The sequence below is a fragment of the Erwinia sp. 009765445 genome (assembly GCF_058137865.1).
This window is the reverse complement of record NZ_JBYUWC010000001.1, coordinates 158,481-170,537: the sequence shown is the minus strand read 5'-3', so window position 1 is coordinate 170,537 and position 12,057 is coordinate 158,481. Positions and strand designations below refer to the sequence as shown.

Sequence of the window (12,057 nt, the reverse complement as noted above, 5' to 3'; positions counted from 1 at the left end):
TTGTCTATTTTGCCACCTGCAAGCTGAGCTGGCGGATAATTCCTGCGGTCATGCCCCAGATAAAATAGTCCTCAAACCAGGAGAGCCAGACGCGGTGGCCGATTCCGTTGCGCTGGATATCAAGAGAAGAGTAGCGGCTCAGCCTCAGCGCCTCCTGCAGTGGCATTTCAAAGACAGACTCCACTTCAACTTCACTGGCGTGCCAGCTGAGGGTATCCGGCAGGATGCCGACAACGGGCGTCACCTGAAAGCCGGTACTGCTGGTAACCACTGGCAGCACACCGACAACGCGCACGCTGGCTGGTGGGATCGCCACTTCTTCTTCTGCTTCGCGCAGGGCGGTAGCGATCAGCGAGTTATCTTCAGGATCCATCATGCCGCCGGGAAACGCGACCTGTCCTGCGTGTTTTCTCAACGTGGCGGCGCGCCGTGTCAGCAGCAGCGTGGGGCGGGGACGATCGATAATGGGCACCAGCACGGCTGCCCGGCGGGCTGGCATTATCGCCGTCTGAACTTCCGGGAGCTGGAGCACAAACCGGCTCATAAACTGATCCAGCGTCAGATAATTATCCGCCATCGCGCTGTTCCAGGCAGGGAAGAATGCGATTCAGTTTGTCGTAGGTTTCCTGATATTCGGCCTGTTCGACGCTGTCGGCCACTACTCCGCCTCCGGCGGTACAATAGAGCTGGCCTGCTTCGGCGGTCAGCGTGCGGATAGTGATACTGGTATCCATCCGGCCACAGACGCTGAGATAGCCGATGCTGCCACACCAGGCATTGCGGCGATGGGGTTCCAGCTCATCGATGATTTCCATCGCGCGGACTTTGGGCGCACCGGTAATCGAGCCACCGGGAAAACAGGCACGCAGCAGATCGCAGGCGGTCAGTTCCGGCTTCAGCCTGGCAGTTATCGTGCTGACAAGGTGATGCACTGCGGGGAACTGTTCCACCACAAACAGTTCCGGCACCTGTACGCTGCCAGGCAGGGCAACACGGCCAATATCGTTGCGCAGCAGATCGACGATCATCACGTTCTCTGCCCGATCCTTAGGGGAATTCGCCAGCTTATCAGCCTGCTCCCGGTCAGCCTGCGGGTCGCTGAGGCGGGGAAGTGTGCCTTTAATTGGCCGGGTTTCCGCTGTTCCTGCCTCAATTTTCAGGAAGCGCTCCGGTGACAGGCTCAGAACAGCGCTACCCGGTAACCGGAGAAAGGCGCTGAAAGGCGCCCGGTTCTGCTGATTCAGCAGGTTGAAAGCCTGCCACTCATCCCCCTGGTAGCCTGCCTGAAAGCGCTGGGCAAGATTGATCTGATAGCAGTCTCCGCTCCGCAGCAGCTCCTGCACACGGCGGAATTTCTCCCCATACTGCTCGCGGGTCATATTCGACAACCACGGGCTGGTCAGCCGGAAGGGAGTAGCCTGCTGACGTGGTTGCAGGGAGTGCAGCCAGTTCAGCCGGAGCTGTGCTTTGCCATGGTCAATCAGCGTCAGCGTTTTAAGGTGATGATCGGCTACCAATGCCCAGTCATAAATTCCCACAGCCATATCCGGTGTATGAAGATCCTGTTCAGCCTGCTGCGGCAGTTTTTCGAACCGGCGGCCCAAATCATAGCCGAACAGCCCCACTGCGCCCCCCTGGAAGGGAGAGTCGCTGCGCTCATCTGCCTCAAGCCCACATTCCTGCAGAGCATTCTGCAGCAGAGTCAGGGGGTCTTCGTGACTTTCAATCAGGCTTCCGGCACTCTGCACGCGGGTGAGTTCACCCACGGTAGTCAGGGTTTTTAGCGGTTCGGCCACCATGATATCGCAGCGATTATCGCTGTGTTCGGCAAAACCGGAATGCAGCAGCATCGACCAGGGCTGGTCAGACACACAAGCAAACAGATCCCCGAGTGCTTCCGGGGTATACTTCAGGGGATAATAAACAGCTGACATAGATTTTAAGCAGATCGAGACATTAACAGGCCGCAAGCCTGGCATATTTTTCTGCTGCTGGCATCTGTTTGTTCCGCGCGGAATCATCCGCGCTACCTGACAGGAGTACATATGATTACTGGTTTACCGGCGCTTTCCCACGAGCAGCAGCAACAGGCGGTGGAACGCATTCAGGAGCTGATGGCCGAAGGCATGAGTAGCGGGCAGGCTATCCAGCTGGTGGCGGCGGAAATCCGCGAAACGCACACCGGAGGCATGATTGCTGCCCGTTTTGAAGATGAAGACGACGCGGAGTAATCGTGAAACATAAGGCGGGCTGGCAGAAGAAGACGACCCCTCTCCTGATGCGCCTTTATTGCGTTCTGCTGTTTTGCTGCGGCCCGATTGCTATGACTCAGGCCGCAGGCATTCCTTCAGGTTTTAAAGAAGAGGCCTTCGCCACCAGTAACTCCGCTGGCAACCTCCATTACTTTATCTCCGGTGAGGATGCTGACAAAAATACCACCTCGGTGTTGATTGTGATGCATGGCCATCCGCGTGATGTCGGCAACACCCTCAGCGCTGCTTTACAGGCTGCCAGCGGTAATCCCGCAGCCAGCAACATTCCCATTATTGCCCCGTTATTTCAGGTTTCTGCCGCTCAGTCTGTGCATTGTCATTCGCCCGGTCTGCCAGCAGCATTGCCTGATGACGCCCTCTGGAACTGCCACTCATGGCTCGATGGCGGCCTGGACATCAGCGGCAAATTGAATGCTTTCGATGCTCTCGATCAACTGGTGGCCCATCTCAGGCATCGCTGGCCTTCACTGCGGCAGGTCACGCTGGCAGGCTTTTCAGCTGGCGGGCAGTTTGTGCAGCATTATGTTGCCTTCGCTAAGCCCCCGGAAGGGGTCCGGATGCGTTATGTGATTGCCGATCCGGGAAGCTGGCTCTATTTTGATAAGCGCCCGGTAATGGCGGACTGCAAGACGGCGAATGACTGGAAGTATGGCCTGGAAAATGTCCCTGAATGGCTAAAGAGTGCAATAGCCGGTGCGCGGGAACGCTATCGCTCAGCAGATATCAGCTATCTGGAAGGGGGTAATGATAGGGGCAAAGGACGGGGAGTGTATTACCGCATTCTGGATAAATCATGCGCGGCAAACAGCCAGGGAAATTACCGGCTGGATCGGGGGGTGAACTACGCGCAATACGATCGTGATGTCCTCGAGCCGGTCAGGCCGCATCAGCTGACAGTGGTGGACGGCTGTCGGCATGATGTCGGCTGCGTATTCCCTTCACCAGCCGGCAGACAGGTGCTTTTCGCGTCGTCACGCTGAAGCACCATGGTGATTACTTAGCGGCGACGATCTTGATTTCGACCAGATATCTTGGGTTCATCAACCCGGCCTGCACGGTACAACGTACTGGCGCATTACCCGGTGAAACCCAGGCATCCCACGCACGGTTCATCGCCGGGAAATCTTCCTTGTCCACCAGAAAGATGGTGGCATCCAGAATACGGCTTTTGTCCGAACCTACACGGGTCAGAATACGGTCGATCACCGCCAGCGCGTTAGCCGTTTGCGCCTCAGCACCCTCATCCAGATTTTCCGGTACGCTGGTGTAGTAAACCGTGTCGTTATGAATAACCGCTTCAGACATGCGGTGTTCCGGATCGAGACGTTCAATGCTCATCAGTTTTCCCTCTTGCAGATCGCTGTAAATTTGCCGCTAGCCTGCCATAAATTCTCCCCGGCTGTCACCTTAAGGGTGGAGTGAGGGCGTGGATACTGACATAATAAACAGTGTTTTTATTCCGGCAGTGAGGAAGTGTGGCAGACGATTTTGCAGCAGATGGTGCGCTGGCGCAGGCTATTCCCGGTTTCAGACCGCGTGAACCCCAGCGGCAGATGGCAGAGGCGGTCAGCAGGGCAATTGAAGAGCGGCATGAGCTGGTGGTGGAAGCCGGAACAGGCACGGGTAAAACCTTTGCGTATCTGGCACCGGCGTTGCGTTCTGGCAAAAAAGTGATCGTCTCCACCGGTTCTAAAGCTCTGCAGGATCAGCTTTACAGCCGCGATTTGCCGACTGTTGCCCGCGCGCTAAAATTCAAAGGTTCAATGGCGCTGCTGAAGGGGCGCTCCAACTACCTGTGTCTGGAGCGGCTTGAGCAACAGTCGATGGCCGGTGGCGAGCTGGTCGCTCAGGCGATGAGCGATCTGGTGCATCTGCGTGGCTGGTCGATCGAGACCGTGGATGGCGATATCAGCACCTGTGGAGGCGTGGCGGAAGACAGTACGGTCTGGCCACTGGTCACCAGTACCAACGATAACTGCCTGGGCAGCGACTGTCCGCAGTATCAGGACTGCTTTGTAGTGAAAGCCCGTCGCAAAGCGATGGACGCTGATGTGGTGGTGGTCAACCACCATCTGTTCCTGGCAGACATGGTGGTGAAGGAGAGCGGTTTTGCCGAGCTGATCCCCGAGGCCGACGTGATGATCTTCGATGAAGCCCATCAGGTCCCGGATATCGCCAGCCAGTATTTCGGGCAACAGCTCTCCAGCAAGCAGCTGATCGACCTCGCCAAAGACATTACCATTGCCTACCGCACCGAAATCCGGGATATGCAGCAGCTGCAAAAGTCTGCTGATCGGCTGGCGCAGAGCGCGCAGGATTTCCGTCTGGCACTGGGGGATCCTGGTTTTCGCGGTAACTTGCGGGATCTGCTGAACAATCCCTCTATTCAGCGTTCGCTGCTGCTGCTCGATGACGCACTTGAATTGTGTTACGACGTGGCGAAAATGGCACTCGGTCGCTCCGCATTGCTTGATGCTGCCTTTGACAGGGCTGCGCTCTATCGCGGCAGGCTGAAGCGCCTGAAGGATGTCACCCAGCCTGGTTTCAGCTACTGGTATGAGTGCAATTCCCGCCACTTCATGCTGGCCCTGACGCCGTTATCGGTCTCTGAACGCTTCCGTGAAGTGATGAATGAACGGCCTGCCAGCTGGATTTTCACCTCGGCAACGCTGGCGGTGAATGAGCAGATGACGCATTTTGTCGACCGCCTCGGCGTCAGTAAGGCCAGGACAATGATCCTCGACAGCCCGTTTGATTTCGCCAGCCAGGCGTTGCTCTGCGTGCCGCGTAATTTGCCGTCGCCTAACCAACCGGGCAGCGCACGACAGATGGCTCAGATGCTGCTGCCGCTGATCGAGGCCAACAACGGCCGCTGCTTCTTTCTCTGTACCTCGCACCAGATGATGCGCGATCTGGCTGAGCAGTTTCGCGCTATGCTGACATTACCTGTTCTGCTGCAGGGAGAAACCAGTAAAGGCCAACTGCTGAAGCAGTTTATTGCCGCAGGCAACGCCTTGCTGGTAGCCACCAGTAGCTTCTGGGAAGGGGTGGACGTACGGGGTGACGTGTTGTCGCTGGTGATCATCGACAAGCTGCCGTTCACCTCGCCGGACGATCCGCTATTGAAAGCGAGAATGGATGACTGCAAGCTGCGTGGCGGCGATCCTTTTGATGAGGTACAGCTTCCGGATGCGGTAATCACTTTGAAACAGGGCGTCGGGCGTCTGATCCGTGATGTCGACGATCGCGGCGTACTGGTGATTTGCGATAACCGGCTGGTGATGCGTCCTTATGGCGCTGTTTTCCTCAACAGTCTGCCCCCCACGCCACGCACACGTGATATTCAGCAGGCGGTTGAATTCCTCAAGCCGCAACAGTAATTTTCCGCGCAGTATGCTATGCTGCGCGCCGAAATTTTTATCCCGCCAGAGGTAAGTATGTCCACGCGAATTTTGGCTATTGATACGGCGACAGAAGCCTGTTCAGTTGCTCTGCTGAAAGATGATCAGGTAACGGCTCACTTCGAGCTTTGTGCGCGCGAACATACGCAGCGCATCCTGCCACTGGTCCGGAATATTTTGCAGCAGCGGCAGACAGCCTTAACCGATCTGGACGCCTTAGCTTTTGGTCAGGGCCCGGGCAGTTTTACCGGCGTTCGCATCGGCATCGGTATTGCTCAGGGGCTGGCACTGGGTGCGGCGCTGCCGGTGGTGGGTGTGTCAACGCTGCAAACCATGGCGCAGAGCGCCTGGCGACTGACAGGAGCGACCCGCGTGCTGGCAGCCATTGATGCACGAATGGGAGAGGTCTACTGGGCCGAATATCAGCGTGACGAAAAAGGCAACTGGCAGGGCGAAGACACGGAAGCGGTGCTGAAGCCGGAAGCGGCACAGCAACGTATGGAACAACTGGGCGGCGAGTGGGCGCTGGTGGGGACTGGCTGGAAGGCTTATCCGCAGCTGGCTGCTTCGGGCTCGCTGGCGCTTCAGCCGACAGAAGTTGAGCTGCCGTGCGCGGAAGACATGATCCCGCTGGCGGTGGCTGCTCTGGCAGAAGGCAAAGCGGTGGCGGTTGAAAACGCCGAACCAACCTATTTGCGCAATGAAGTGGCATGGAAAAAATTGCCGGGACGCGAGTAACCGCAGCAACTAAACAGTGGCGGTGAAGTCCAAGCTAACAGGACTGGGAGAACTTTATGCGTAAACGTGTTTTATTGCAGTTAGGAAGTTTAGTTTTGGCCTCGGCTTTGCTGGCGGGTTGTGTCAGCGTACCGGATTCAGTGCGGGGCACTTCACCGACACCACAGCAGGATTTGGTGCGTGTGCTTAACGCGCCGCAGATCTATGTCGGGCAGGAGTCGCGCTTCGGTGGGCGGGTGGTAAAGGTCACCAATAAAAACGGCATGACCCGGCTGGAAATTGCCGCCATGCGCCTTGATGACACTGCCAGGCCGGTATTAGGAAGCCCGTCGATTGGCCGTATTTATGCGGACATTAACGGATTTGTCGATCCGGTTGATTTTAATAATCAGATGGTCACCGTAGTCGGGCCGATAAAAGGCACCGAAAAAGGTGAAGTGGGTCAGGCGACCTATAACTTTATTACGGTCAATGTTACTGGTTATCAGCGCTGGCACCTGACCCAGCAGATAGTCACGCCACCTCAGCCCATCGATCCGTGGATTTGGTATGGTCCGCCTCCGGGCCGTCATCGTGGTGGCTACTGGGGACCCGCTCCGGGTTATGGTTTCTATAATCAGGGACCGGCTCAGGTACAGACGATCCTGACGGAATAACAGGTTTTACTCTTTAGCGACCCGGCGGCTGCACCTCAGTTGCCGGGTCGTTTTTTATTGGTTGTCTCAGGATGAGATAAATTTAGTGATGGGCTTCGCAACCTCGAAACAGAGAAATGAGCTAACTGGTACGCTGAGTTAAAATAATGTTAATTAAGGCGTTCGGACGGGCTTGCGATGACAACGAATAATAATTTCCGAGGTGTTTCCTTGAATAAGGTCTGGTTAAACCGTTATCCGGCTGACGTACCGGCAGAGATCAGTGCTGACCGCTATACGTCCCTTATCGATCTGTTTGAGCAGGCGGCTAAACGCTACGCCGATCAGCCAGCCTTCATCAATATGGGGCAGGCGATGACATTTCGTAAGCTGGAAGAGCGCAGTCGTGCCTTCGCTGCTTATCTGCAGCAAGGGCTGGGACTGAAGAAGGGCGACCGCGTGGCGCTGATGATGCCAAACCTGCTGCAATACCCGATTGCCCTGTTTGGTATTCTGCGGGCCGGGATGATTGTGGTGAACGTAAATCCGCTTTATACGCCGCGTGAGCTGGAGCACCAGCTTAATGACAGCGGTGCCAGCGCGATTGTCATCGTCTCCAATTTCGCTCACACGCTGGAAAAAGTCGTCGCCAAAACGCAGGTGAAACACGTTATCCTGACCCGTCTGGGCGATCAGCTCTCCCCGGCGAAAGCCACGCTGGTGAACTTCGTGGTGAAATATATTAAGCGGCTGGTGCCGAAATATCATCTGCCGGATGCCATCTCGTTCCGCAGCGCGCTGCAGAAAGGCTACCGGATGCAATATGTGCGGCCTGAAATCGTCAATGATGATTTAGCTTTCCTGCAATACACTGGCGGCACCACCGGCGTTGCCAAAGGTGCGATGCTTACCCACCGCAATATGCAGGCCAATCTGGAACAGACCAAAGCGACCTACGGTTCACTGCTGAAGGATGGCAAAGAGACGGTGGTAACCGCGCTGCCGCTGTATCATATTTTTGCGCTGACGGTGAACTGCCTGCTGTTTATCGATCTGGGCGGGGCCAACCTGCTGATCACCAACCCACGCGATATACCCGGTCTGGTGAAGGAGCTGTCAAAAGTCCGCTTCACGGCAATTACCGGCGTGAATACGCTGTTCAACGCGCTGCTCAATGATAAAGATTTCCAGCAGCTGGATTTTTCCAGCCTCAGCCTGTCGGCGGGGGGCGGGATGTCAGTCCAGAAAGCCGTCGCCGAACGTTGGGAAAAACTGACCGGCCATTATCTACTGGAGGGCTATGGCCTGACAGAGTGTTCACCGCTGGTTTCGGTTAACCCTTATGATATTCGCTACCACAGCGGCAGCATTGGTCTGCCGGTCCCGTCTACCGATATCAGGCTGGTGAACGATCAGGGTGACGAAGTGGCCGAAGGCGAACCGGGTGAGCTGTGCATCAAAGGGCCGCAGGTGATGCTGGGCTACTGGCAACGGCCAGATGCGACGGATGAAGTGCTGAAAAATGGATGGCTTCACAGCGGCGATATTGTTACCGTTGACCATGAAGGCTTCATCCGCATTGTTGACCGTAAAAAGGACATGATCCTGGTGTCCGGTTTTAACGTCTACCCGAATGAAATTGAAGATGTGCTGATGCTCCACCCGAAAGTGCGTGAAGCTGCTGCCATTGGCGTGCCTAATGAGGTATCAGGGGAGACGGTGAAGGTTTGCGTGGTGAAAAAAGATGACTCGCTGACCAAAGAAGAGCTGATTGCCCACTGTAAGAAACATCTGACCGGGTATAAAATCCCCAGACTTGTTGAGTTCCGGGAAGAGCTACCGAAAACTAACGTCGGGAAGATTTTGCGACGCGAATTGCGTGATGAAGCAATGAAAAGGGCCAAAGCCAGTTAACAGCTTCTGTTCACGTTGAATGTTTAAGACGCCGGTTAAGCCGGCGTTTTTATTGATTGACTGAGGCGCAAGACGCCACAGCGTAAGGATCACTTTGAATTACACCATGATAACCACCAACGAGGCGCTGGCTGTACTTTGTCAGGCTGCCCGCCAGGTACCCGCAGTGGCGCTGGATACCGAATTTGTCCGTACCCGAACCTATTATCCCGGCCTTGGGCTGATCCAGCTCTATGACGGCGAGACTATCTCGCTGATCGATCCGCTGTCCATTACCGAGTGGGGGCCGTTCCACGATCTGCTGATCGACACCGGCGTGATCAAGTTTCTGCATGCGGGCAGTGAAGATCTTGAAGTATTCCTGCATGAATATGGCGTGCTGCCAACACCGATGATCGATACCCAGATTCTGGCTGCCTTCACCGGTCGTCCACTCTCCTGCGGGTTTGCGACAATCGTTGAGTCATTCACCGGTATTGCACTGGATAAAAGTGAATCCCGTACTGACTGGCTGGCGCGTCCACTGACTGAAAAGCAATGCCAGTATGCAGCGGCCGATGTTTATTACCTGCTGCCGATTGCTCAAAAGCTGATGGCTGAAGCGGAAGCCTCTGGCAAAAATGATGCCGCGCTGAATGAGTGCGGACTGCTGTGCCAGCGTCGTCAGATCGTTGTCGATCCCCAGGAGGCCTGGCGTGATATTACCAATGCCTGGCAGCTGCGCCCTCGTCAGCTTGCTGCCCTGCGCCTGATGGCTGCGTGGCGGCTTGAGCTGGCTCGCGAGAAAGACATGGCGGTGAATTTTGTGGTCCGCGAAGAGAACCTGTGGAAAGTTGCGCGCTTTATGCCCGGCTCGCTGGGTGAGCTTGATCATCTTGGTCTGGCAGGTCAGGAAATCCGCTTCCACGGTAAAGCGTTGGTGGCGATGGTTGCCAGAGCCAGTGAACTGGATGAAAGCGAGCTGCCGCAGCCGGTGGCGAATCTGGTCGACTATCCGGGCTATAAACAAATTTTCAAATCGATGAAAGCGCTGATGGCGGTCGTTGCGGAGAAAAACGGTGTCAGTCAGGAATTACTCGCTTCGCGCCGGCAGATTAACCAGTTGCTGAACTGGCACTGGCAGCTGAAGCCGCGTGACAGAAAACCGGAACTGCTGGATGGCTGGCGGGGCGAACTGCTGCGTGACGGGATCGCGGAGATCCTGAAAGACTGAGGAAACAACTTTCCCCTGCATAAAAGCAGGGGAAAATCAGGAGAAGAAGTGGATCATTTCGGTGCTTCTTCCGCTTCCGGAAGCGTGACGTTCAGCTCCAGAATTGAAATGTCGTCGTCCTTCTGATCCAGCTTCACGCTGAGCATCTCAGGGTCAATCTTCACGTATTTGCAGATGACTTCCAGAATATCCCTTTTCAGCTGTGGCAGATAATGGGGCTCACTGTCGCCCCTCCTGCGTTCTGCCACAATGATCTGCAGCCGTTCCTTGGCTATATTGGCTGTGCTCTTTTTACGGGATAAAAAGAAATCAAGTAAGGCCATGGTTTATCCCCCAAACAGGCGTTTCAGGAAACCCTTCTTCTCTTCTTCAATGAAGCGGAAGGGACGTTCTTCACCGAGAATACGGTCAACGGTATCAGCATAGGCTTTACCCGCATCTGATTCTGCGTCCAGGATAACAGGCTCACCCTGGTTAGAGGCACGCAGCACTGACTGATCTTCCGGGATGACACCGGCCAGAGGAATGCGCAGGATTTCCAGTACGTCTTCCATGCTCAGCATATCGCCACGGTTAACCCGGCCCGGGTTGTAACGGGTCAGCAGCAGGTGCTCTTTGATCGGGTCCTGTCCATTTTCCGCACGACGGGATTTGGAAGACAGAATGCCGAGAATACGGTCGGAGTCACGTACGGAAGAGACTTCCGGGTTGGTGGTGATGATCGCTTCATCAGCGAAATACAGCGCCATCAGCGCACCGGTTTCGATCCCTGCCGGAGAGTCACAGACGATAAAATCGAAATCCATGGTGCCGAGGTTGTTCAGCACTTTCTCCACCCCGTCACGGGTCAGTGCATCTTTATCACGGGTCTGTGACGCAGGAAGAATGTAGAGGTTTTCGGTGCGCTTATCTTTAATCAGCGCCTGGTTCAGCGTGGCATCACCCTGAATGACGTTGACGAAGTCATATACCACGCGGCGCTCACAGCCCATGATTAAATCGAGGTTACGCAGACCGATATCAAAATCGATCACCACGGTTTTTTTACCTTTCTGGGCTAAACCGGTAGCGATGGCCGCGCTGGACGTGGTCTTGCCCACGCCTCCTTTACCCGATGTAACTACAATAATGCGTGCCATAAAATAATTTCCTTAAGAAAAGAAAGGGCTCATGAGCCTGGCTCAGTTCAGTGTCTGTATAGTCAGGACGCCGTCTTTTAAGCAAAGACGCGACGCTTTTCCAAAAAATTCAGCAGGGATTTGGTCCATGATCCAGTACTCACCGGCAATGGAGACCAACTCCGCTGACAAGCTGGTACAAAAAATCTGGCACTCGCGGTCGCCACTGGCACCGGCCAGAGCCCGGCCGCGCATCATGCCGTAAATATGAATATTGCCATCGGCAATCAGTTCGGCACCGGCGCTGACGCTGCTGGTAACGATCAAATCACTGTTTTTGGCATAAATCTGCTGGCCGGAGCGGACGGGAGTGTTGATCACTCGCGTTTTGAACGCAGGCGTTTCAACAGATTTGACGGGTTCGACCACTTCAACGGCTTTTTTCTGCTCTTTGCCCTCTGACAGCAGCGGCAAACCTGCCCGGCCAATCACGCGCTTCAGTGACTCATCTTTACACCCGCTGACGCCAACAATATGCAGCCCGGCGGAAGTCACGGCCTGCTGCATCAGCCGCCAGTTGACTTCACTGGTCAGGGAAGCCACGTTCAGCACAACGGGCGCATTTTTCAGGAAGGCTGGGGCTTGGCTAACCTTATCCTGCAGCGCCAGACTGACCACTTCCGGATCGCTGTGGTGTAAATGAACAACAGACAGAGTAAAACTGCTGCCTTTTAACTCGATTGGCGTTTGTGACATCTGTCCCGC

Annotated in this window: 13 protein-coding genes; 7 read left to right on the top strand and 6 right to left on the bottom strand. The window is 55.4% G+C overall.

Annotated elements, in window-relative coordinates:
- Positions 1-4: 4 nt before the first annotated feature.
- On the bottom strand, positions 5-577 hold the full coding sequence (locus AC3Y5R_RS00745; protein ID WP_489919716.1) for a CoA pyrophosphatase: 573 nt from the start codon (positions 575-577) through the stop codon (positions 5-7).
- Complete coding sequence (gene pabB / locus AC3Y5R_RS00740; RefSeq protein WP_489919715.1) at positions 567-1,934, bottom strand: aminodeoxychorismate synthase component 1; 1,368 nt, start codon at positions 1,932-1,934, stop codon at positions 567-569. Before pabB ends, AC3Y5R_RS00745 begins: the two co-directional genes overlap by 11 nt.
- A 111-nt stretch (positions 1,935-2,045) precedes the next feature.
- Between pabB and AC3Y5R_RS00735 the strand changes: the two genes are divergently transcribed.
- Positions 2,046-2,231: a YoaH family protein gene (locus AC3Y5R_RS00735; RefSeq protein ID WP_489919714.1), complete on the top strand. Its 186-nt coding sequence runs from the start codon at positions 2,046-2,048 to the stop codon at positions 2,229-2,231.
- A gap of 2 nt (positions 2,232-2,233) precedes the next feature.
- On the top strand, positions 2,234-3,253 hold the full coding sequence (locus AC3Y5R_RS00730) for a hypothetical protein (protein WP_489919713.1): 1,020 nt from the start codon (positions 2,234-2,236) through the stop codon (positions 3,251-3,253).
- A 13-nt stretch (positions 3,254-3,266) separates the two neighbouring features.
- Here AC3Y5R_RS00730 and AC3Y5R_RS00725 read toward each other — a convergent pair whose 3' ends face one another.
- Entirely contained in the window at positions 3,267-3,611 is a 345-nt protein-coding gene (locus tag AC3Y5R_RS00725; RefSeq protein ID WP_489919712.1) for a RidA family protein, read from the bottom strand.
- 137 nt (positions 3,612-3,748) lie between these two features.
- On the opposite strand from AC3Y5R_RS00725, the gene yoaA reads away from it, so the two are divergent.
- From yoaA to rnd, 5 genes are all read left to right on the top strand, one after another.
- Positions 3,749-5,653, top strand: a complete 1,905-nt coding sequence (yoaA, locus tag AC3Y5R_RS00720; RefSeq protein ID WP_489919711.1) for a DNA repair helicase YoaA — start codon at positions 3,749-3,751, stop codon at positions 5,651-5,653.
- 57 nt (positions 5,654-5,710) lie between these two features.
- Positions 5,711-6,412, top strand: coding sequence for a tRNA (adenosine(37)-N6)-threonylcarbamoyltransferase complex dimerization subunit type 1 TsaB (gene tsaB, locus AC3Y5R_RS00715; protein ID WP_489919710.1), 702 nt, complete (start codon positions 5,711-5,713; stop codon positions 6,410-6,412).
- Between the two features lie 56 nt (positions 6,413-6,468).
- Positions 6,469-7,068, top strand: a complete 600-nt coding sequence (locus AC3Y5R_RS00710) for a Slp family lipoprotein (protein WP_158784885.1) — start codon at positions 6,469-6,471, stop codon at positions 7,066-7,068.
- Between the two features lie 210 nt (positions 7,069-7,278).
- Positions 7,279-8,961, top strand: a complete 1,683-nt coding sequence (fadD, locus tag AC3Y5R_RS00705; RefSeq protein ID WP_489919709.1) for a long-chain-fatty-acid--CoA ligase FadD — start codon at positions 7,279-7,281, stop codon at positions 8,959-8,961.
- A 106-nt stretch (positions 8,962-9,067) separates the two neighbouring features.
- On the top strand, positions 9,068-10,174 hold the full coding sequence (gene rnd, locus AC3Y5R_RS00700) for a ribonuclease D (protein ID WP_489919917.1): 1,107 nt from the start codon (positions 9,068-9,070) through the stop codon (positions 10,172-10,174).
- 53 nt (positions 10,175-10,227) lie between these two features.
- Here the strand turns inward: rnd and minE are convergent, their stop codons facing one another.
- Genes minE through minC form a run of 3 tightly spaced genes read right to left on the bottom strand, consistent with a single transcriptional unit; the run spans position 10,228 to position 12,048 of the window.
- Positions 10,228-10,497 (bottom strand): cell division topological specificity factor MinE, encoded by a 270-nt coding sequence (gene minE / locus AC3Y5R_RS00695; RefSeq protein ID WP_158784887.1) that lies wholly within the window; start codon positions 10,495-10,497, stop codon positions 10,228-10,230.
- A 3-nt stretch (positions 10,498-10,500) separates the two neighbouring features.
- Positions 10,501-11,313 carry a septum site-determining protein MinD gene (minD, locus tag AC3Y5R_RS00690; RefSeq protein ID WP_489919708.1) on the bottom strand — a complete coding sequence of 271 codons (813 nt, stop codon included), beginning with the start codon at positions 11,311-11,313 and terminating at the stop codon, positions 10,501-10,503.
- 42 nt (positions 11,314-11,355) lie between these two features.
- The gene (gene minC, locus AC3Y5R_RS00685) at positions 11,356-12,048 is read right to left on the bottom strand and encodes a septum site-determining protein MinC (protein ID WP_489919707.1); all 693 of its coding nucleotides are present in this window, start codon (positions 12,046-12,048) and stop codon (positions 11,356-11,358) included.
- Between the last annotated feature and the right edge of the window lie 9 nt (positions 12,049-12,057).